General features: G+C 48.2%; 16 protein-coding genes and 3 pseudogenes. 8 read left to right on the plus strand and 11 right to left on the minus strand.

What is annotated here, in order from left to right; all coding sequences use genetic code 11:
• Positions 1-5: 5 nt before the first annotated feature.
• Positions 6-770, minus strand: a pseudogene (locus KW548_02475) (chromosome partitioning protein ParA).
• A 104-nt stretch (positions 771-874) separates the two neighbouring features.
• Here KW548_02475 and KW548_02480 point away from each other — a divergent pair.
• The 6 genes and pseudogenes from KW548_02480 (at position 875) to KW548_02505 (ending at position 8,095) form a co-directional block, all read left to right on the plus strand.
• Positions 875-1,771, plus strand: coding sequence for a response regulator (locus tag KW548_02480; protein QXX06987.1), 897 nt, complete (start codon positions 875-877; stop codon positions 1,769-1,771).
• A 163-nt stretch (positions 1,772-1,934) separates the two neighbouring features.
• Positions 1,935-2,672 (plus strand): hypothetical protein, encoded by a 738-nt coding sequence (locus tag KW548_02485; protein ID QXX06988.1) that lies wholly within the window; start codon positions 1,935-1,937, stop codon positions 2,670-2,672.
• Positions 2,642-3,025: a VOC family protein gene (locus tag KW548_02490; protein ID QXX06989.1), complete on the plus strand. Its 384-nt coding sequence runs from the start codon at positions 2,642-2,644 to the stop codon at positions 3,023-3,025. Before KW548_02485 ends, KW548_02490 begins: the two co-directional genes overlap by 31 nt.
• A gap of 6 nt (positions 3,026-3,031) precedes the next feature.
• Positions 3,032-4,231, plus strand: a complete 1,200-nt coding sequence (locus tag KW548_02495) for an MFS transporter (protein ID QXX06990.1) — start codon at positions 3,032-3,034, stop codon at positions 4,229-4,231.
• A 252-nt stretch (positions 4,232-4,483) separates the two neighbouring features.
• Positions 4,484-7,954 (plus strand): annotated as a pseudogene (locus KW548_02500) (hypothetical protein).
• Between the two features lie 3 nt (positions 7,955-7,957).
• On the plus strand, positions 7,958-8,095 hold the full coding sequence (locus KW548_02505; protein QXX06991.1) for a hypothetical protein: 138 nt from the start codon (positions 7,958-7,960) through the stop codon (positions 8,093-8,095).
• A gap of 91 nt (positions 8,096-8,186) precedes the next feature.
• Here the strand turns inward: KW548_02505 and gorA are convergent, their stop codons facing one another.
• Together gorA and KW548_02515 are read right to left on the minus strand one after the other, a co-directional pair.
• Positions 8,187-9,542 (minus strand): glutathione-disulfide reductase, encoded by a 1,356-nt coding sequence (gorA, locus tag KW548_02510; protein ID QXX06992.1) that lies wholly within the window; start codon positions 9,540-9,542, stop codon positions 8,187-8,189.
• Between the two features lie 171 nt (positions 9,543-9,713).
• Positions 9,714-10,554 (minus strand): annotated as a pseudogene (locus KW548_02515) (23S rRNA (adenine(2030)-N(6))-methyltransferase RlmJ).
• Between the two features lie 163 nt (positions 10,555-10,717).
• On the opposite strand from KW548_02515, the gene prlC reads away from it, so the two are divergent.
• Positions 10,718-12,760, plus strand: a complete 2,043-nt coding sequence (prlC, locus tag KW548_02520; protein ID QXX06993.1) for an oligopeptidase A — start codon at positions 10,718-10,720, stop codon at positions 12,758-12,760.
• 59 nt (positions 12,761-12,819) lie between these two features.
• Here prlC and KW548_02525 read toward each other — a convergent pair whose 3' ends face one another.
• From KW548_02525 to KW548_02540, 4 genes are all read right to left on the minus strand, one after another.
• The gene (locus KW548_02525; protein QXX06994.1) at positions 12,820-13,275 is read right to left on the minus strand and encodes a DoxX family protein; all 456 of its coding nucleotides are present in this window, start codon (positions 13,273-13,275) and stop codon (positions 12,820-12,822) included.
• Positions 13,276-13,292: 17 nt separating this feature from the next.
• Positions 13,293-14,054, minus strand: a complete 762-nt coding sequence (locus KW548_02530; protein QXX06995.1) for a DNA-binding domain-containing protein — start codon at positions 14,052-14,054, stop codon at positions 13,293-13,295.
• On the minus strand, positions 14,051-14,911 hold the full coding sequence (locus tag KW548_02535; protein ID QXX06996.1) for a DUF692 domain-containing protein: 861 nt from the start codon (positions 14,909-14,911) through the stop codon (positions 14,051-14,053). The genes KW548_02530 and KW548_02535 overlap by 4 nt, the downstream gene beginning before the upstream one ends.
• A 69-nt stretch (positions 14,912-14,980) precedes the next feature.
• Positions 14,981-15,241: a DUF2282 domain-containing protein gene (locus tag KW548_02540; protein ID QXX06997.1), complete on the minus strand. Its 261-nt coding sequence runs from the start codon at positions 15,239-15,241 to the stop codon at positions 14,981-14,983.
• 309 nt (positions 15,242-15,550) lie between these two features.
• Here KW548_02540 and uvrD point away from each other — a divergent pair, with 309 nt between their 5' ends.
• Complete coding sequence (gene uvrD / locus KW548_02545) at positions 15,551-17,725, plus strand: DNA helicase II (protein QXX07959.1); 2,175 nt, start codon at positions 15,551-15,553, stop codon at positions 17,723-17,725.
• Between the two features lie 758 nt (positions 17,726-18,483).
• On the opposite strand, the gene ggt is transcribed toward uvrD, so the two are convergent.
• The 4 genes from ggt to rarD form a co-directional block, all read right to left on the minus strand.
• Positions 18,484-20,232, minus strand: coding sequence for a gamma-glutamyltransferase (gene ggt, locus KW548_02550; protein QXX06998.1), 1,749 nt, complete (start codon positions 20,230-20,232; stop codon positions 18,484-18,486).
• A gap of 95 nt (positions 20,233-20,327) precedes the next feature.
• Positions 20,328-20,996, minus strand: coding sequence for a LysE family translocator (locus KW548_02555; protein QXX06999.1), 669 nt, complete (start codon positions 20,994-20,996; stop codon positions 20,328-20,330).
• Positions 20,997-21,069: 73 nt separating this feature from the next.
• Complete coding sequence (locus KW548_02560; protein ID QXX07000.1) at positions 21,070-21,864, minus strand: AraC family transcriptional regulator; 795 nt, start codon at positions 21,862-21,864, stop codon at positions 21,070-21,072.
• 72 nt (positions 21,865-21,936) lie between these two features.
• On the minus strand, positions 21,937-22,851 hold the full coding sequence (gene rarD, locus KW548_02565) for an EamA family transporter RarD (GenBank protein ID QXX07001.1): 915 nt from the start codon (positions 22,849-22,851) through the stop codon (positions 21,937-21,939).
• Between the last annotated feature and the right edge of the window lie 78 nt (positions 22,852-22,929).

Raw genomic sequence — 22,929 nt, forward strand, 5'->3', positions numbered from 1 at the left:
CTGGGCTAGGGATTTTTATCTTCCGCCTCTTTCATTAAATCGAGATACTTCTGCTCAACAAAGTCTTTCTCTTTAATAGTGTGGTGTAACTGCTGCTGAACCGCTTCAAGTTGGGCTTTAACTTCACCGAGATCGCCTTTCTCCGCGGCTTTTTTTCTTATAGGTCTCTATAATGCCAAGCAGTTGTTGCCTTTCGTTCTGATACTCCTGCTCAAGTTTATTGAAGCCTCCAGCCTCACTGATTTCGACATATTCTTGTTCCAGCTGCTCAAACTGTTTCTCTAACTGCTCTTTCTCTTGTTGCAGGCTTTCTACCGTATCCGATTGTCGGAGGAGCTTATTTTTTGCCTTTTTAAGCCCTTTGATACTGCGGCTAAGGTCGCCTTTTAGCTTTTTGATCAATTGGTGCGATTTACTCAATTTTTGGTTAAGGTCTTCGATGGATTCCTGATCCTGAGCACTCAGCCCCCTTGATTCGCGGATTTGATTTGTGAAACCTGCGCCTCTAAAGCTTGCTGGATAAGGATCAGGTCATTGAGAGTGTCATTGTTTTCAGCGGTGTAGTTCAACGCGCTGTCAACGGATTGCTGGCAAACTTCATAGGTATTGTCGTCCATATTCTTCTTGCCATGGACCACCTCTTTGGCGAAGTGGCGAAACTCGCGAAGTATCAGCAATAAGATCACAAACCATACCAACAGGATCAACAAACCCAGGTCGACCGCGAGGGCGATGAGATTTTCTGTGGTGAGGAGAGGTGCTAAATCCATGAACTCATTCCATGTTTTTCAATCCCAATAGAGTGTAAGTTTAGTTGTCATAACAAATTGTGCCTATAATTTAGACAGTCGGGTCCAAGAGCAGAATACGATTTGTGAAGATTCTTATTGTTGATGACAGCAAAGCCACATTAGAAATTGTCAGGCGAGCCTTAGAGAATTTTGGTTACCGTCGTTTGTCTATTCAGAAAACCGACAGTGCCCTTGATGCTCTGGAACAAGTGAAACAATCGCAGCCCGAAATCGTCCTGACCGACTGGTACATGCCTGATATGACGGGGCTTACCTTAATTGAGGAAATCAAAAAACTCGACTTGGGTGTCAAGATGGGCATGATCACGACCGTCGATGACCAAGTACAGATCAATCAAGCCAAAGCAGCGGGTGCCAGCTTTGTGTTGTCCAAACCTTTCAATGACAAAGAGCTGCATCGTAAACTCTTACCCTTAGTGCAGGGAGCAGAAGAAAGCGAACGCGCGTTAGACAACATCAATAGTGTCCAGAAAGAACTGGCTTTACCTAAGTTGTCCCAACTGGAAAAGCTGTTGAAAAGGGAAGTCAGCGATCGCCTAGTGTTGAACAATATCCGTCAGCAATCGTTTGATGAGAGCAAAATCCCGTGCCTACTCGCGGTATACGAAGATGGCGAAACACAAAGACCACGTGCCGTCGCGATTCTCGACATCTATGCGATTTGTGTATTCGCGCGCTGCAACGCTGCGATAAGCAAGCAGGACCTGCAAAGAGCAGTGCACAGTAAGCTGGTGAGCAAAGACATCCTCGATACCTGCCAGCAGGTGCTAGACAAATCCTCGCTGGCCTTTCTTGACGGTAACTCACGCAAGAGTCTGCGATTGAAAAACGTCAGCTTTGTCCCCTCTGCGTTTGAAAAACTGGAAGCCTTGTACAGTAAAGAGGCCGATAAGAGAGTTGATTTTTCTTGTCAGCTTGAAGACATGGCGCAAGGTAAGGTGACCTTAATCGGCTTCTAAATTTAACCGCTGTGAACCAACCACTTCCTTTCTGTGGTGTGCACTTTTCTCTGTTGATCCTCGCTCGTATCAGTCGCGACCATCTTATCCTTACTTTTAGTAGTAAAACACAATGCATAGGGTATGATACGCATATTATTTTTGCTGATAGTTTTGATAAATCATGGATGTACGTAACCCAGACATGGAAGCCATGTGCCATGTATTCAAACGCTATGTTGAGTACATGGGCGTCGATCAGACGGTGTCTTTTTCTCGGGTAGATACCCAGTTAGAGCAGGTGAAAACCGTATCGACCAACTACTCATGGCACCTAGCGTATTGGGGCGACGAGCTGTATAAAAACCTCCATTCGCGTCTCAAGCCGGGCATTAACCTATGGAACAGTCAGGGAGCGCATAATTTCCGTGAGTCAGCACAGGCCAGCCATAATCGTGTTGATATTGTCACCAATCAGGGATCGCAATACGACATCCTCTCTATCTCGCTGCCAATTACACCGCTACCTTGCGACGTGGTCAGTCAAGCGATCGCGTTTCGCCCTAAGGTGAACCACCTTGCACTTGAGTGCTGGAGCGATAAAGAGATACAAATCTCTATCGACAGTTTGCCGGCCACCCACTTCGCGCAAGCGAACGATGGCGAAGAGAAACCTTACGTGTTTGGCAAACTGACGTTAACCCACGAAGAGCTCACCAGCGTCCGCTATTTTCTTGAGATGAAAACCTTACACGAGGTGGCGCTACTGCGTGGTTGCAAAGAGGCAGAAGAAGCGCGGCGACTCTATATCATCAAATGCAAACTAGGCTGTGAATCTCAGCCCGATTCAGTCTTCTTCAGAAAACTGGTCGAACATGGAGTCACAGTCGCATGTCTGGACAGTTTCATCACGTATCGTTAACGGTCAGCGATTTAGTCGCCAGCCAAGATTTCTATGCATTGTTTGGTTATCAGCTTGAACGACGTTATCGGGATGCGCAGGTCACCATTCATATGTTGGAAAACCAAGGCTCGAGAATCGAGCTTTTTCAATTTTCTGGGGACGTTTTGGCCCCAGAACCTCAACCATTGATCGCGTTAAAAACAGTGGGCATCACCCATTTCGCTTTGCGGGTCAATGATCTTGAAGCCTTACATAGAAAATTATCGGAAGTCACCAACATCACGACTATTTACAACGCTAGGCTAGGTCGTTTCCGTTACTTTTTCTGTTCAGACCCCGATGGAAATCAATTAGAACTTATAGAGGAGTAAAACAGAATGTCACTCACCTGGAAGCAGCGCACCAGTGCTGTCCTTGGTAATGCCATGGAGTTTTATGATATCGCTGTATTCGCATCGATATCGATGTACATTTCCCAGCTTTTCGCCACCCAAGGTATTGAGCACTCAGAGCTGGTGGTGTGGGGCGTTTTTGCCTTACGTTTTTTGGTCAGGCCTTTTGGCGGTGTTGTTATCGGTCGCTACGCCGACAAATACGGCCGCAAGCGGGCACTGGTTTTTTGTAACCTACTGACGGGAATAGCCACCGTCTCAATGGCGTTTGTCCCTGTCGACACCGTTGGACAGTACGTGGTGGTGGTTTTCTTGTTGTTCCAGATGATTCAAGCGTTTAGCTTTGGTGGTGAATACCCGACCTTGATCAACTATCTTCTTTACGATGCGAAGCAATCCGAACGTTCACGTGTCAGTAGCTTGATTGTTGCCAGCTCGATTGTCGGTGTGATTATTTCCCTGCTTATTGTGGCAAGCTTAGAGCACTACTTAACAGCAGAAGAGATGAGCGCTTGGGGGTGGCGAGTACCGCTACTAGTCGGAGTTGCCAACATCATCGTCAGCTTGTACTTGCGTCTTTCTCTGCCTGAATTGCCCAAAGCAGAAGCGGTGGCAAGCAAGTCGAGCAGCCAGATCATTGCCAAAGTGTTTTGTATCTCCATTCTTGGCGCGGTGGTGTTCTATGTGCAGAATCTGGCCAGTGGCATTTTGGGTAAAGCCATGGGCATTGAGAACCTTGCGCTGATCAACGCATCAGTGCTGGTTGTCTTGCTGTTCGTGTTGTCGTTTATCGTCGACAAAGCCTCTTCACCACAGCAAGGATTCAAAATCGGCGCCTTATTTATGCTGTTCGCAGCAGTGCCACTGTTTGCCTTACTCGGATCCAGTATCTTCATCTGGCAAGCGCTCGCGGTGTTGGGTATCAGTACGTTGGCAGCGATCATTCTCGGTAATTTGGCCGCGCTGTTATGGCAGCAATCCGCCAACCAAACCACCAGCTTGGGCATTGGTTACAACATCGCCCTGTCTATTTTTGGTGGCTTAACCCCATTAATTGTGGCCGAAGCGATGTCATTCAGTGCCATCTATGTTGGTGTGTATGTGGCGCTCGCCACCTTACCGGGGCTCGCGGTACTGTACCGTTTTAATACCCCAGCGCACCCAGAGCCGGTTCACTCGGCATAGGGATTCAAACCAGTGAAATATAGGCGCTAACACGCAGTGTTTAGCGCCTTTATTTATCGTCAACCTAGAGTGTCAAAAACCAAAAATTGAAAAAGAGACACAAGAAATTGGCAGATTTTCCAATTTTTCGTTTTTGAAAATAAATTAGTCATTACAACTCATTGAATTAATTAGCATGTTGCGCTGGGCGTACTTCTTGCACTACTCGTCCTTATTTTGCGGTAAGCCCTGTGCCAGTGTCGGAGTAAAACCATGAGTAACTGCCTACCCATTCCCCCCAAAACGTCGATGTTCTGGGATGACCATGACTTCACTTTTGAGCAGGCCAAATCCGCCTATGAAGCTGATGGCAATTTGTTGTCGTTTGCTAACGTCTCCGACGCACCAGCTGAAGATATTGACGGTGCTCCCCCTAAGCACAGCATGTTTTGGGAAGGGGGAACCGAAAAATTGAACCACCGGTCCAAACCGAGCCCGAGCCTCGCCAGTTCAATCAGCCCAAAATCGCATCCGAAGCCGCACCGGCCCACTTTGTGCCTGTGCGCTATGCCTTAGATCAGCCTGAATCTGACAGCTTGCCACTCTTTGGCTTGCCGGAACAATGGCGCGGTTCTGGCCCCGCACGGTTAAACACGCTCAGTTACACTCTCAGGCAGCTGAGAGATGGCTGTATGTGTACAATGCCCAAGAAGAAACGCTTGATGAGTATGAGGTAAAAGGCAACCAGTTTACCCATTACAAACTGGGCGAAAATGAAGACCCGCAATCGCCGCAGCGAGGCAGCCCTCAAGCAAGCTTACCCTACCTGAGTTATCTTGAAGGCAGTCTGGTGTCACTGTGTTTTTCAGAGCACCGTTGGACATGGACCATGTACTTAAAGGTACTAGACAACCCAAGCAGCCACATCGGTCGAATGCAAACCGTGGTGCTTAATCCCAGTGAGCACCAACGTCATATCGGCCCGATTGAAAACCTCACCGAAGTGGCGGATATTGAAGCGTCAGCCACGGAAGATGGCCGTTTTGCTCAGTCTAGTGTGGCCACAGTGGCGGATGAGCACGACAGCATCATCAAACCTATTGCGATTGAAAGTGACATCACCAGTGCCATACCAGAGGAGGAGTCGGCCTATTTTGTTGCCGTCACCGACCATGCAGCAGATATCCGAGATATGGCGATCCACTTTGCCTGTCTTGCCAGTCCGTATCGACTGTTTACCGAACAAAATGCCAGCCAGTGGCAACTGATGCAGACCGCGATGCAACTGTGCATGTTCGGCGCCAGTGACGAAATCAAGTATCCTTATCACGTCAGAAAGAAAAGCCAGCAACTCGAATTTTATCAAAAGATGAGTGACTACTACGACAACCATGCGATGTCGGAACTCACCCCAAGGCCCGATCGCCAAGGGCATGCCTGCGCCGTTTTCACAAGGGGACATTAACTACTTCGAGCACCAGACCTCAGCCGTTGCGGAGTCGATCCAAAAAGAATTTGGTATTTCCGCGTCACAATTTGGACGCTACGAGCAGTGGATTGCTGGCGATCGTTGGCGCAGGCAACTTAATTGGCAACAAATGCTCAGTGAGATGCACGCCCTGTCTGAGCAGAAGGAAGCGATGCTCGCACAGATCGTGGCAACGAAGCAGGACTTTATTGCGGCACTGGAAGCTTTGTCACCGCACCACCTTGAGCAGATCTTCGATTTGTACAGCGAAGAGACGCAATGGAGCCTGAGCCATCTGCACCTTGAAGCGATGGAGTCTTTCAGCTTAGTGATAGAAGAAGACGACAGACAATGGGCAGATGGCCAGTGGTCAAAACCCACCAGCATGTTGCCATTGTACACCGCGGGTTTTAGTGCAGCCTGTACAACAAGTTGGGCGAATCCTTGCCGTCACCGATTGAGGTAGAGGATGAGTCTGAAGAGACGATTATGGAGCATGTATCGGCGTGGAGTAGCCGCACGGGCATGTATGCCAAAGTCGCCGACTTTATGTCAAACCCCAACAGTGCTGAAACCATGATCCTCAAAGAGCTGGCGCAAGGCTTCCAAGAGTTGGATAAAGTCTTTAAAGCGGCGGCGGGTGCCGCCATGCGTGGGGTGGCTGAGTATTCGGTTAGCTTGAGTGCGAAGGCCTCGTCGCTCATGATGGCGTACCTTTCTAAGCCTTTACATCGTCACTCTTTTTGTTGGTTTGCCATTGCGGCGGAACTGGTTGCCAATGCCACAGCGGTGACCATACCGAAGGGTTATGCGGCCAAGTTTGCCGACTGGCGAGGGCGGATCAACACCGCCCATAAAGAGCTTGAGCTGGTTAACAAAGAACTTGCCGCGCAACGCAATACCTCAAACAAACAGCGCAAAGCCTTACTCGACAAACAGCGCCAGCTAAAAAAGTGGTCAACGCCAATGCTATGGGCTTCACGCAGCGGATTGTACTTAAAGGTGATATGGTCAAGCGTACGATAGAGTTGCATCGTAATATCCTCAACAATCAGGTCAAAAATCTGCACACTGTGTTTGAGAATGTCGGTGGCCTAGGTTTTCTCGCCTTTCTCTTTAACGCCATCGCCCTTGGCGATGCAATCAGCACCATAAAACATACCGGGCTGGTGTCGAAGGATGATGCCCTCGATGTGCAGCAAAAGATGTTTTACGTTGCCACGGCATGGACAGGGATCCGTACTTGGTCTGTATGGAATAGAATTAGCGCCAGTAAAAAATTGAGAGGCTCTTCATTAAACGCATTGCGCTCATTAGTGGAAAACAATGATAGATTTTCGGGTTTAGTTTTAGATGATCTTAAGTTGTTTAATAAATGGCTAGCCACTACTGCCTGTTTGGGTATGCTCGCTTCAGGGATTGAAGCTTACCGCTCATTCGAGAGAATCGATCAAACCTATGGTGTAGAGAGAAGTTTGCAGTGGATGCACTTTTCTGCTTTGGGTTTAATGACCAGCGTCGGATTGTTCCAAACGATAGGCGGAGCGACGGGGGCTTTGTCTGCCAATATTCTCTTTGGTGGGCCGGTTATGGCTGGGTTGCTTGTTCTTACCCTGATGTATCTCTGGTCTAGTTCCGCTCTTGATGGGCTAAAACAGGACCAGTATCAAAAGTGGCTAGATAAATTGCCTTGGGGCTATCACCCGGAAAGAACACGCTGGAGCCAGGCAGCAACCTTGGTAGAGCGTCAGCAGCAAGATAGCCAACTAGTGCAACAAGCCTTATTTGAACTCGACACTATTGCTCAGCAGCCAACGGTGTACCATAAACCGATTGAGCAAGTGCACACCCGGCCTGGCCTCGCACAATATGTAGACACCACTGTCGTTGGGGTGAAAGTACATATTCAGGTACCCAACTTGGTAGCCAAACAGGGGCTAATACTGCGCACCAATACCGAAGCCAGCGCAGACGAGCTCACCGCAGGGGAGTGGCACCCTAATGCCAATATCGAGAGCCTAGCCGCCGATGCGACCCAAGGTAAAAGCGTGTACAGTGTGATCCTGCCAGTCAGGGATAATATGCGCTATTTGGCTCTGCGAATCAGCTACCCCAGCGAGGAGGGGGAGCGTCACTACTGGTTGCAATATTCGCTCGCTCAAACGGCCTCTTACAGCGTTATTTCAGACAGCAGTAAACAAGAGACCATCACTCAGACGCTAAGCAATACGCAAGGCGAAATTGCGTCGCAAGGCGAAATTACGTTACAGGAGTAACTCTTGGCTTATTTACCCTTTTTCCTCACCCCAGAAGAGTTTGCACTTAAGCAAAAGCAGCAAGAGCAGGAAATTGCTGCTGGGCGCGATCAGATACGTTGGCATAAATACGATATTGAAGAGGCTTTTCGTTGTCTGTGATTCAGGCTAAGTGAAAATAACACCACCGACCCTACTGATGGCATGGTCGGTGGTTAATGGTTGTATGTCTGTGTAAGATAAATTTTCTACATTATCTCATAGTAACAAACTCTTCTGAGCCCGTTGGGTGGATAGCTACCACAGAGTCGAAGTCGGCTTTGGTTGCACCCATCTTCATCGCCACGCCGAAACCTTGGATCATTTCATCGACCGTGAAGCCGATACCGTGTAGTCCGACGACGGTTTCTTTTTCACCAGCACAGACCAGTTTCATTTTACATGGTTGACGATGCTTAGTGACCGCGGTGTACATGGCGGTAAAGCCAGATGTGTAGACTTTGATGTTGTCTTTGCCGTACATCTCTTCCGCTTCTTGGGTTGTGAGGCCGATAGTGCCGATTGGCGGGTGGCTAAAGACCACCGTTGGTACTAGGTTGTAGTCCATCTTAGCTTCTGGCTTGTTGTTAAACAGACGCTCAGATAGCTGGCGACCTGCTTTAACGGCCACTGGCGTTAGCTCGATACCACCTTCCATGATATCACCGACACAGTAGATGCCAGACACATTGGTCTGCTGGTATTCATCGACCTTGATGTAACCACGGTCATTGGTTTCAACACCCGTTGATGCTAGGTTGATAGCGTCAGTTGCTGGATGACGGCCAATCGCCCAGATCAACGTATCGACGTTTTGAGAATTACCGTTCTCTAGGTGAAGCGTTAGGCTGCCATCGGCTTCCTTAACCACTTCTTTTGGTACTGAGTGGGTGTGCAGTGTTGGGCCTTCGGCTTCCATCACTTCAACCAGCGTCTCGATGATCATTGGATCAAAGCTGCGCAGTGGTGATTCTTTACGACAGAATAGATGAGTGTCTGTGCCAAGCGCGCTCAGTACGCCAGCAATTTCAACCGCGATGTAACCCGCGCCAATAACCGCGACGCGTTTTGGTTGCTCGTTCAGTTCGAAGAAACCGTTTGAATCGATGCCGTGTTCTGCCCCTGGGATGTTAGGAATTGTTGGGCGGCCACCTACGGCAATCAGGATGTGGTCGGCGGTGTAGTGTTCGCCGTTTACTTCAACGGTTTTCTCGTCAACAAACTTAGCGAAGCCTTTAATAACATTGACTTTGTTGTTGCCCAGTACGCGATCGTAAGATTGGTGAATACGACCGATGTAAGCCTGACGACTTTCAACCAGCTTGTTCCAGTCGAAGCCTTTTACATCAACATCAAAGCCGTAGTCTTCAGCGTACAGGTTCATCGCTTCAGCCACCTGAGCACCATGCCACATGACTTTCTTCGGTACACAACCTACGTTTACACACGTGCCGCCTAGATCCTGAGCTTCAATCAGCGCAACTTTAGCACCATACATCGCTGCTCGGTTTGCTGAAGCAATACCACCACTACCGCCACCGATACAGATATAGTCAAAATGAGTCGCCATTACTTTCTCCAATTATTGCGGGATTAAGGCGCTGTGCGACATCTGTTGCCCAGTCGCAAGCTCCCTGCGAGTTTTAATTCATTGTCTTTGATATGGAGGATAGATCGGTTGAACTCAATCTATCCTATTTAATTTTTCTTCGCCCTGCGCGGTAATCGTCGCAAGCGGCTATTACTCCGGTACTATCCAGTCTACTTTGATATGACCGGTTGCAGGCGCAATGGCTTCTTTGAGGAAAGGCAAAATAGCATTCATCTGGCTTTCCAATTTCCACGGAGGATTAATCACAATCATGCCTGACGCGGTCATCCCGTGTTCATTGCTGTCGGCCGCGACACCTAGTTCAATTTGCAGGATCTTACGGATACCCAAGCTTTGCAGACCTTCAATCATGTCTTCAATGTCGCAGCGATTAACCACCGGATACCAGATTGCATAGATCCCCGTGGCCCAGCGTTTATGGCTCTGATAAATCGCTTGGACGACATCACGGTATTCTTTTTGCCAGTTCGTAAGGTGGGTCAATCAGTACCAGACCACGGCGTTCTTGTGGAGGTAAGCTTGCCTTCAAACGCTTGAAACCGTCTTCCTTATAAATGCTGACTTGACGGTCACGATGAAATTCTTGTTCCAGCAATGGGTAGTCGCTTGGGTGAAGCTCCGTCAAGACCATACGGTCCTGTGGGCGCAGATGCGCACGAGCCACACGCGGCGAACCTGGGTAATAACGCAGTGTGTCACCGTTGTTCAGTGCCTGAATCGATGCGAGGTAGCTTTGGATCTCTTCTGGGATCTCAGCTTGTTGCCAGACACGTGCGATACCTTGTTTGTATTCACCTGTCTTTTCTGACCATTCGTGGGTTAAGTCATAGCGACCCACACCCGAGTGGGTATCATGGTAAACAAATGGCTTATCTTTTTGCTTGAGCGCGTTGAGGATAAGGCTTTGAACAATATGCTTAACCACGTCAGCATGGTTACCTGCGTGGAAGCTGTGGCGATAACTTAACAAAATGACACTCTCTAACTGGTGACGACACCGGGTAATTTAATAGCAGATAGTATACGCCACTATTGAAAATTGCTGAACCTACCTATATTTACTATTTAAGACAAACGAGAAATACCAAAGACGGACCCGTCAGTTCGCTTTTTGCCAATAAAAGGAATGCTTTATGTCTAATCCTCTTCTGAGCTTTACCGATTTGCCCCCGTTTTCTGATATCAAACCTGAACACGTGAAACCAGCCGTTGAACAGGCGATTACAGACTGCCGAGCAAAAATCGAGCAGGTACTAGAAGGCAACAGTAACCCAAGCTGGGAAAGCGTTGTTGCACCAATTGAAGAAGTGGATGATCGCCTCAGCCGCCTTTGGTCACCTGTGAGTCATATGAATTCAGTGATGAACAGTGATGAATTGCGTGAAGCGTATGAAAGCTGCTTACCTCTATTGTCCGAATACGGTACTTGGGTAGGGCAGCACAAAGGCTTATTTGAAGCCTATAAAGCGATGAAAGCCAGTGAAGAATTTGCTGACTTGACTCAGGCACAGCAAAAAACCATCACAGATTCGCTACGTGATTTCGAGTTGTCAGGCATCGGTTTACCTGCTGACGAGCAGCACCGTTACGGAGAGATCAGTAAGCGTATGTCTGAGTTGGGTTCTAAGTTTTCCAACAATGTGTTGGACGCGACCATGGGTTGGACCAAACACGTTGAAGATGAAAAACAATTGGCAGGTATGCCGGAGTCTGCATTGGCATCTGCCAAAGCGGCGGCCGAGTCCAAAGAGCTGGAGGGTTACCTGCTAACGCTGGATATCCCATCTTACCTGCCGGTGATGACCTACTGTGACAATCAGGCGTTACGTAAAGAGCTCTATGAAGCTTATGTCACTCGCGCCTCGGACCGTGGCCCGAAAGCGGGCGAGTGGGACAACAGTGAAATCATTAACGAACAGTTGAAACTGCGTTATGAAATCGCCCGTATGCTGGGTTTTAATACCTTCAGTGAGAAGTCTCTGGCGACTAAGATGGCAGAAAACCCATCGCAAGTGTTGGGCTTCCTCAATGACCTTGCCAACAAAGCCAAACCGCAAGGCGAGCGCGAAGTTGAAGAGTTGCGCCAGTTTGCAAAGAGTGAGTTTGGGGTTGAAGAACTCAACCTTTGGGACATTGCTTACTACAGTGAAAAGCAGAAGCAGCACTTGTTCCAGATTTCTGACGAAGAGCTACGCCCTTACTTCCCAGAACAAAGAGCGGTCAGTGGCTTGTTTGAAGTCTTAAACCGTGTATTTGGTATGAATGTCAAACAGCGAGAGGGCGTTGATGTTTGGCATGAGTCCGTACGATTCTTTGATATTTTTGATGCCAACGATCAGCTTCGTGGCAGCTTCTACCTTGACCTGTATGCGCGTGAACACAAGCGCGGCGGCGCTTGGATGGACGAATGCCGTGTGCGCCGTATCAATGCGCAAGGTGAGTTGCAATCACCGGTGGCGTATCTGACTTGTAACTTCAACAAACCGGTTGGCGACAAGCCTGCGCTGTTTACTCACAATGAAGTCGTGACGTTATTCCATGAGTTTGGCCACGGTATTCACCACATGCTGACTCAGGTTGATACGGGTTCAGTTTCGGGTATCAACGGTGTACCGTGGGATGCGGTCGAGTTGCCAAGTCAGTTCCTAGAGAACTGGTGTTGGGAAGAAGAGGCGCTGGCGTTTATCTCTGGGCACTTCGAAACGGGCGAACCCCTGCCAAAAGAGATGCTGGATAAGATGCTGGCAGCGAAGAACTTCCAGTCGGCGATGTTTATTCTTCGTCAACTAGAGTTCGGATTGTTTGATTTCACGCTGCACACGGAGTTTGACCCAGAAATCGGTCCTCGTGTGCTGGAAACGTTAGCCGATGTTAAGTCTAAGGTTGCCGTCTTGCCAAGTCTGGAATGGAACCGATTCTCGCACAGCTTTAGCCATATCTTTGCTGGTGGTTACAGTGCAGGTTATTACAGCTACCTGTGGGCAGAAGTGCTTTCTTCAGATGCCTTCTCTCGTTTTGAAGAAGAAGGCATTTTTAATACCGACACCGGTAAGAGCTTCCTAAACAACATTCTGGAAATGGGCGGCAGTGAAGAGCCAATGGAGTTGTTCAAGCGCTTCCGTGGTCGTGAGCCGCAAATCGATGCCTTGCTGCGTCATTCTGGTATTAGCGCTTAACCGCTGAGATGTGACACTAAACAACGCCCTCCAGATCGGAGGGCGTTTTGGTATTGGGTTTACCCTTGTAGCTTGCGCTTAATCAGCTTATCCAGAGAAACTAAGCCCGGTCCCCAGACTACGACGTTGAGAATCATCAAGCCCCAAAGCTGATGGTCGTAGAAGCCCTTCTCCCATAGCAGCGGGTAGGAAACGACAGCAATAATATTGAACACGAACAAGATAGCTGCCATGGGTCGGGTCAACAGGCCAAATGCTAAGAAAGCAGGCAGAATAAGCTCAGCGACAGTACCTAGGTAAGCTGCCAGCTCCCAAGGTAAAATCGGCACCTGATATTCGTATTCAAACAGGTAAAGGGTGCTGTCCCAAGAGGCAATTTTAGTCAGGCCAGAATTGAAAAAGACCCAAGCAACCCAGAGTCGACAAAACAGCAGTAGCAGTGGCACAAACACACATTGGGCTTTATCGACTAAGGCGTCGTAGCGCTCAATCATGTTTTTTATAGCGTTAGACATAGCAACAATCCTTATTCTTATTGGGCGAGAGAAAACCCAGAGATTAACTGGTTCTCCAGTAGCACTCCCAGATAAGGCAGGTGTGTTGCTGGGATTTCTCCTAGCGTGCAACCTGAGCTGAGATACTGAAGCAGTTCAAAAGGCAGCTGATCGAGCGACATCGTCCAACATTGACCGTCGGGTTGACTGATGATCACGCCATATTCGGCTTGATTGAGCGTCAGCTGTTCGAAATTATTATTCTCAATGGCCAGACGCAGCGCATATACCGCGTAGGGTGAATGAAAAGGTAAAGTGCCGGGCGAAAGGTGAAAATGGATGTTAGGCTGCTGCTGCTCTGCCACTTCCGCTAAGCGAGCAATCGGCCAAATATCTTCCGGTGTTTTGACACTACCTTGACGTTGTTGAGAGACATCGATTTGCCATTCAAAATGCGCCACATCCGCCGCATAAGGGGCCGCTTCAACCACAGCTGGGAAAGCTTCTATGGTGGTGGCGAAATGCTCGCCATAGTCAGTCACGTCACCAGAGCGAAGAGGGTGGTTGAGAACATGCTGACGAGCCAACTGCTCAAAGCACTCTTCACCCACCAGCGCCAGTACCATAGGGTAAGTGGCCTGAAGGACTTCGCTTAAGCTGATGATGAAGTTGTTGCGGTAAATCTGCATCCGTTCGTCGGCACTGAAGGTATCAGAGCAGATATCACAGGCATCACCCGTCGCTTGATAGTGCAGGGCATTGGCGAAGTTTTTTTGTAGTTCTGCTAGAGATTGACTCATGACACCTTCCTCCCCTGCAACGCGTCGAACTGAATCAGCCTGTCACTGGCTTTATGGCACTCTGCCAACAGCACGTCGGGCTGGGGAATGTCCAGATCCCATTCAATTAGCGTATGGCGCGGGCCGTGAGCAGCCAGCCATTGTTCGTATAGCATCCACACTTCATCAGAAACAGGCTGACTGTGGGTATCTATCCAGATTTGACCTTTTTCCAACGGCTTAATCGTAAAGCCTGCCAAATGAATTTCATCGACTTTATCGGCTGGAATCGCGTTGATGTAGGTCTGACTATCGAAACCGTGGTTAAAGGCGGAAACGTGGATATTGTTGAGATCAAGCAGTAATCGGCAGTCGGTACGCTTTTGTACTTCAGCCAGAAATTCCCATTCGGCAATCGTAGAGTGAGCAAACTTCACATAGCTCGATGGGTTTTCTATCAGCATTGGCCGCTGAATAACATCCTGAACGTCGATGACGTTGCGGCAAAACACCGCTAAGGCTTCTTCTGTATAAGGCAGTGGCAGCAGATCATTAAAATAGTGGCCGCCATTTTCACTCCAACTGAGATGATCGGAGACCAAAAACGGGTTGACCTCATCAATGAGTGATTTGAGTTGTTTAAGGTGGTGTTGGTTAACCCTGTCAACGCTGCCGAGCGATAAGCCAATGCCATGACAGCTTATTTGGTAGTCATCCCTCAGTTTGCGCAGGCTTTGTCTCGCTGGTGAGTAGGGTTGAAAGTAGTTTTCACTGTGAATTTCCAACCAAGATAAGCCGGGTTTATTGTCAGTGAAATAATCGATATGAGGAGCGCGCAGTCCTACACCCACCTGATTGTGGTAGTTGTCCTTATTCACGAACTCTTCCTTTGTGGGTAAAAACAATAAAGGCGACCGAGTTGAGCCTAGGTCGCCTCATCCAATCGATTAAGAAGACTGAGTGCTACCGCCAACGAGCTTGCCACATAGTCCTTTAGGAACGACTACGAAGGCATCTTTCTGGTTATCTTCTTTTGCAGTCCCTGCACAAGAACTGGTTTTGGTTGCACAATCGTTTTTACCTGCTTTTGAAACGCCGTAGCATTTCTCTTTTTCTGCAGCAACAGCAGGTGCCGCAGTGAGCATTGTGCCGCCTAAAGCGAGTAGACCAGTAACAGCAGCAGTAACAGCAAGATTAGACTTTTTCATAGTAATTTCCTCAGACTTTTCCTTTCTTAGTGAATACCCAAGTGATCTGCGGCTAAAACGTTTCTTCAAAGGTCACTTGGGTATTTTTCACAAGCTAATTCATAAACTTGCTTAATTAAAAGGATAGAAAAAGCCTCAATAAACTTTCAGAAAACCAATAAAAAATTGCCTTGTTATTGATTTTATTTATTTAAAGTTATGTTTTATAAAGAAAATACAGCATAAAAAATTTGTGCTTTTTCTTCTGAAATAGGTAGGGTGTTTAGGTTATAATCGATTTTCATGTATAGATAACCAGTAGCTGAGCTCATAATGGATCCTTCATTACTTCTTGACGGCCTTAACGATAAGCAGCGTGAAGCCGTGGCCGCTCCACTTGAAAATTTACTTGTCCTAGCGGGCGCAGGGAGTGGTAAAACCCGGGTGCTGGTGCACCGTATCGCGTGGCTGATGTCGGTGGAGCAGGCGTCTCCTTTTTCCATTATGTCGGTGACGTTTACCAATAAAGCCGCTTCGGAAATGCGCGGCCGTATTGAAGAGTTGATGATGGGTAGTGCATCAGGAATGTGGAATGGCACGTTTCACGGTATCTGCCATCGTATCCTACGTGCCCATTATATTGATGCGAAATTACCGGAAGACTTTCAGATCATTGATACGGATGACCAACAGAGATTGTTGCGTCGTCTCATTAAAGCGCAAAATCTGGATGAGAAGCAATGGCCAGCACGACAGGTAAGCTGGTGGATTAACGGCAAAAAAGACGAAGGTCTGCGTCCAAGTCATATTGATGCTTACCACGATCCTGTGACCAAAACCTATCTGCAGCTCTATACGGCTTATCAGGAAGCATGTGACCGTGCTGGTTTGGTCGATTTCGCCGAAATTCTTCTACGTACACATGAGTTGTTGCGGGATAACAAGTTTGTGCGTGAGCACTACCAGGCACGCTTTAAACATATCTTGGTGGATGAGTTCCAGGATACCAACAACATTCAATACGCTTGGCTGAGAATGATGGCCGGCCCAGAGTCACACGTGATGATTGTTGGGGATGATGACCAGTCTATATACGGCTGGCGTGGCGCTAAGATTGAAAATATTGAGAAGTTCACGCGCGAGTTCCCAAGCGTCAACACCATTCGTCTGGAGCAAAACTACCGCTCTACTAAGACCATCCTCGAAGCTTCCAATACTCTGATTGCTAATAATACAGAGCGCATGGGGAAAGAGCTATGGACTGATGGCGTCGAAGGTGAGCCGATCTCTGTTTATTCTGCTTACAACGAGTTGGATGAAGCCCGTTTTGCTGTCAACAAGATTAAAGAATGGCAGGAAAAAGGTGGTGCATTGAATGATGCCGCCATGCTTTATCGTAACAACGCTCAGTCTCGGGTACTGGAAGAAGCGTTAATTCAGGCTGGCCTACCCTATCGCATTTATGGTGGTATGCGATTCTTCGAGCGTCAGGAAATCAAAGATGCACTGAGCTATCTACGATTGATGGCAAATCGCAATGATGACGCGGCGTTTGAGCGGGTGGTAAATACACCAACCCGCGGGCTTGGAGACAAAACCTTAGAGACGATTCGTTTTGCAGCGCGGGATCGTGGTTGCACCATGTGGCAAGCGAGTGTTGCTCTGCTGGATGAGCAGGTTTTGGCTGGTCGAGCGGCGGGAGCGTTAAGCCGTTTCGTTGAGCTGGTCAGCGCGCTGGAAGATGATACCTGTGAAATGTCTCTGCATGAGCAGACGGACCATGTGATCAAATACTCCGGCTTATTTGCCATGTACGAACAGGAAAAAGGCGAGAAATCCAAGGCGCGAATAGAGAACTTGGAAGAGTTGGTCACCGCCACGCGCCAATTCGAAAAGCCGGAAGAAGCAGAAGAAATGACCTTGCTCACGGCATTCCTGACCCATGCAGCGCTGGAGGCGGGTGAAGGTCAGGCCGACGAGTTCGAAGATGCGGTGCAACTGATGACCTTGCACAGTGCAAAAGGTCTGGAGTTCCCATTGGTGTTTATGGTTGGTGTCGAAGAAGGTATGTTCCCAAGCCAGATGTCCGCTGAAGAGGCTGGGCGCTTGGAAGAGGAACGTCGACTGTGCTACGTGGGGATGACCCGGGCGATGGAAAAGCTCTACATCACCTATGCTGAGATGCGTCGTTTGTACGGTCAGGACAAATACCACAAACCTTCGCGCTTTATCCGTGAACTGCCAGAAGGTTGCTTAGATGAAGTGCGGATGAAAGCGCAGGTCAGCCGTCCGACAAGCTCGGGTCGCTTTAGTCAAACGGTTGTCAAAGAGAATTTTAACGAGACAGGTTTTAGTCTTGGTTCTCGCGTTATGCACCCTAAGTTTGGTGAAGGGACGATCATCAACTTTGAAGGCAGCGGCCCACAGAGTCGAGTGCAGGTTGCATTTAATGGTGAAGGCATCAAATGGCTAGTCACCGCTTACGCTAAACTAGAAACGTTATAACCGCTAAGTTTATTTTCTCAAAATAGTTGGGCTTGTAGACAAGGCGGCAATTGAACGAGCCCCCTGAGAATAGGGAACCTATGTGATGGGGCGAGTGAAAGCAGACAACGCAGTCTAAAGTTCAAATATGAAGAGAAAAAGATAAAGAAAAACCCCGAGGGCTTGCGCCCATCGGGGTTATAGTCTTACTCGCAGCAATCCGGCTACTATAAGTGCTCCATGCATCAAATCCTTGATAGTATGCTGATGTCCTTCAGCGTCGTCCATTCATCGCCATCCTAGCGGTGTCCTTGACCCTATCCTGGTCCACTAACTATCCTGGTTAGCTCACTTCGCTTGTTCCTTTAGCGGTGTCCTTGTCATCATCCTGATAATAAGTCCTTTCCTCATCCTGAGGTGTCCATTTCCCATCCTGAGTAGCAACCATCCTAGTTACTAATGAGTCCGTTCAATGTCCTATTCGCTGTCCTTGCCGATTGTTCATCCTGAGCAACCGTATCTTCTTCCTGAAGATGACCAAATCCTTGGTAATTCCTGTTCCGTGTCAGCATCCTTCCGACAGGTTTAATATTACGTTTCTGACGGCTTTCAGCAACAGCGCAGAATTAGATTTGTTGAATGAGCGTTTGGTTAAAAATAACTCATTGTCTTTTATTACAATGACATACATGTCATAAATTGTAATCTTCTCACTAAAAAAGCTATTTTTGCTCACCAGCCTGTAAGAGATCTCGCACAAGCTGGTGAGCAGATCGACGCTATTGGCCGATAGCCGCACCTTCGCGTCTTGGGTCTGCTGCGCCTTCTAATTCATTATTCTTGAATAGAATTGCGTGTAGGCCAGAATTCAAGTCACGAATATTCACTTCGAAACCCATTTTCTCTAGTTCTGACTTGAGGTTTTCTGCCTCTGTTCCTTGCTCAATATCTAATGTACCGAAGCGATTCAGTAAGTGTGGTTGGTTGATCGCTTGCTGAATATCCATATCCCACTGAGTGTGAGCAATGATGGCTTGAGCGACATAGCCAATAATGCGACTGCCACCCGGAGAGCCGATCGCCATGTAAGGTTTGCCTTCTTGCATGATGATGGTCGGCGCCATTGAAGAGCGAGGACGCTTACCCGGCTCTAAACGGTTTGCAATAGGGTGACCGTCTTTGTGGGACCGGAAAGAAAAGTCGGTCAACTCATTGTTTAGCAGGAACCCATTGGTCATCAAACGTGAGCCAAACGCGTTTTCAATCGTGGTGGTGATCGACACCACATTGCCTTCTTTATCCACCACATTGAAGTGGCTGGTCGATGGCAGCTCAATCGATTCATCGCGGCTTTGACGCTGAGCGTAGCTCCAAGGCGGTGTACCTGCAGATGCTGACTCCAGTGCTTTCCCCGGTGTAATGAGTTTTGCACGCTGTTTGAGATAGTCTGAATTGAGTAAACCTTGAGTAGGCATAGGGACAAAATCTTCATCGGCCATATACATGCCGCGGTCGGCAAAGGCTAAGCGTGAAGCATCGGCGATGACTTGCCAAGATTTGGCGTTATCAGGACCCCAGTTTTTAAGATCAAACTGCTCTGTTATGGTCAAAATTTGACCCACGGTAAGAGCGCCAGAGCCTGGTGGCCCCATTCCACAGATGTCGAAGCTTTGATACGCGGAGCAGACAGGCTGACGCTGTTTGATTTGGTAAGCATCGAAATCAGCTTGCGCTAGTACGCCTGGGTTGCCAGCGGCCGATTGGACTGTGTTGATGATATCGCTTGCAATTTTGCCCTGATAAAAGGCGTCCGCACCCGCTTTAGCGATTGCTTCGAGTGTGGCCGCGTATTCAGGGTTCTTCAGTAATGTACCTTGCTGCTTGGCAGAGCCATCACTGTTAAAGAAATAGGCTTTGGTTGCTGGGAAACGCGATAGACGTTCTGCATCTTTCTCAATCAAGGTGGCTAAGCGAGGGCTAATGGTAAAACCGTTTTTAGCGACCTTAACTACAGGTTCAATCAGCGTTTTCCATTCAAGTTTGCCGTATTTCTGGTGAGTCTCCCACATCAGTTTCACGGTGCCTGGTGTACCGACAGAGCGGCCACCTACCACAGCATCGTAAAATTGCATCGGTTCGCCATTCTCATCTTGGAAAAGGCGAGGTGTTGCTGCTAGAGGTGCAGTTTCACGGCCATCATAAGTGGTTAACTGCTGCTTTTTTGCATCCCAATACACTAAAAAAGCACCGCCACCAATACCAGAGGACTGTGGCTCCACTAGGCCAAGCATGAGCTGAGTGGTGACCATAGCATCGATAGCGTTACCGCCTTGTTTGAGGATATCAGCACCTGCTTGTGTTGCTAGCGGGTTAGCGGCGGTGACCATCCAGTCTTTGGCCTTAACCAGTTGCTTTTGTTCTAAGCCACTACTGTGTTCTGGGGCAACTGAATCGGCGGCCTGATTTGCGGCCGCACCAACGGACGTTAGTAATAGGCACGTCGTTAGGAAAGTACGTTTCCACTGCATCTTGTTCTCCTTGTTATTTATGCAGCGACAAGAGTGACAGCGGAGTGACCGTGAGTCTAAGAGTTTGTTATGAAAATGTAAGCTCGAATCAAATTTTAGACACTAGAGAGTAGGGCAGACAAGGATTGCCATAAAATGCTCACTCCGATAACAGTGAATAGCACGCCACAAAGGCCATCTATGTATACGGCTAGAGAATGAATTTTTCGTTGCATGCGCTGCGTGGACAGTGCCCAAGCAAGAAACGAGAACCAGAATAACGACAGACTCCAGAGAATAACCAGCGCTAACCCTTTACCAGTGAACGACATGCTGGCAGGCACCAAACTCGACATCAGGCTGACAAAAAACACCAAAGCCTTTGGATTGAGTATGTTAGTGGCAAACCCGCGTGACAAAGCCTGACGTTTGTTGCTCAGTAATAAGCTGGCTTGTGCGGGGCGCTCGTCAATGTGATGGTTATTGCGGAGTGTTGACCAGCTGGTCCTGAGTGCGCCGTAACCCAGGTAGAACAAGTAGCTGCCACCAGCTAACTGCAGCACAGCAAACAACATCGGTTGCTGATGAACAAGGTAGCTGACGCCCGTTAAGCTCAGTACCGAGTGCAGAAGAATGCCAAATGATAAGCCAAGCGCAATGTATAAGCCCGTCTGGCGACCATAGCGTGTTGCGTTTTGTACCACCAGCGCAAAATCCGGTCCCGGGCTCATTAAAGCGACAAAGTGAACCACAGCTAAGGTGGTGAGAATGGTGATTTCGTTCATCTGATTTGGTTTATTGTTTTAGATGGCTTCAGTGTGCTATGGATTGCGTTTGAAAGATTGTAAAAAACTGACACTAACTGATTTGAGAAGGGTTAACGCCGTAAGTGGACTTAAACGCCTTGCTGAAATGAGCCTGATCATAAAAACCCACTTGATGGGCGACTTCAGTGCCGCTCACTCCCGATTTGAGCAGCTTCATTCCTTGCTCCATGCGCAGGCGGCTCAACCAAGCATAGGGGGTTAATCCGACTTTGGCTTTGAAATGGCGTTGAAACTGGGTAGGGCTCAATTCACATAACTGTGACAGTTGTTCTAGTCTCATTGGCTGATCGAGATTGTCCAATAGGTACTCTTTCAATGTTGCTATAGATTGGTTACCTAAGGGGATGGCGCGCTTTTGTTCTAAACGGCCGTAATGGCTAAACAAACGTTCAAATCCCTCGTAAGGCAGACAATCTTTTGCCAGTTGGCTGAGCTTATTGCATGTAAGCAATTGGTGAAGTTGTGAGAGAGGCTGAAACACTTTTTGATCGGAAATAATCAGTTGCTTGAAGTGAAGTAGAGCACTCTGTTGCTTGAGCTGAGCAAGTTCGCTAAACCACGCAGGGTCAAGCGAAAATACCCGGGTTTGATACCCAGACTCCAAGATGGATTGACCGTCATGCAGCTCATCAGGGGGCATGATGACTAATTGCCCTTTCCCCACATGATGGTTTGAGCCTTTATAGTGGAACTTTTGTTGTCCACCCGTGATAAGGCCAATATGAAAATCAAGATGATAGTGGCGTGAAAAAGCGAATGACCGATAATTCGCTTCAATCAGACCTATCTCTTTTGTCTCAGTACTGTGGTAATTGACCTTATCCATACAACGAAAAAAGCTTGATGAGTATTTCATCAAGCTTATATGTGGGTCAGTGATTTGTCTTGTAAAAAACGATCACTTTTCTGTTGCCGCTCTACGCGAACGCTTGCTGGTCTTCAGACCATCAAAGCTAAAGATCACTAAAGCCCCCCAAATGAAGGCAAAGGTGATGGCTTTGTCTGTGGTAAAGGTTTCGCCATATACTAAAACCGCCAGTAGGAACATTAAGCTTGGGCCAATATACTGAAAAAATCCTAGGGTTGAGAGCTTAAGACGAGTGGCTGCGCCAGTGAAACACAACAAAGGTAAAGTGGTGATGACGCCTGCGGAGATCAGCAGCAGGTTCAGGGTAATAGGGTTCGCTGCAAAGTCGGAAGTCGGGGAGTCGGCAATCCACAATAGATACACCGCTGCGGCTGGCAGCATAACCAGTGTTTCAATAAATAGGCCCGTTTGAGCATCGAGGCTGACTTTCTTACGTAATAGCCCGTAAAAACCAAATGTTAGTGCAAGCGCGATCGCGACGATAGGCACAGAGCCAAAAGCGATCAACTGAACCATCACACCGCAAGCTGCAAGTGCAACGGCAAACCACTGCAATTTACGTAGCCGCTCACCTAAGAACAACATGCCGAGTAGCACATTAATTAGTGGGTTGATGTAGTAACCGAGACTGGCATCCAGCATGTGATTGGCATTGACCGCCCAGATGAAAATCAGCCAGTTGACTCCTACGAGGAGTGAAGTCGAAACCAGAAACAGCACTTTGGTTTTGGAGCGAATGACATCTCGCACGCCACGCCAGCGACGGCCTATATGTAGTAATACTGCCAACAGAGCAAAAGACCACACCACTCGATGACTGAGAATTTCAAACGGTGACACTTCACTGATGGATTTAAAATAGATCGGTGCAATGCCCCACATGGTGTAGGCACCGATGGCGAGAAGGATGCCTTGCCGTGCTCTTTGCTGTTCTTCTGGTGTCATTGACGTTTACTCAAAGGATGATTGTCTGCAAAAGGAAGCATCCAGTATACGAATGAGTCAGTTAATCACCTAGCAATT

The organism is Vibrio neptunius (genome assembly GCA_019339365.1).
Classification (GTDB): domain Bacteria; phylum Pseudomonadota; class Gammaproteobacteria; order Enterobacterales; family Vibrionaceae; genus Vibrio; species Vibrio neptunius.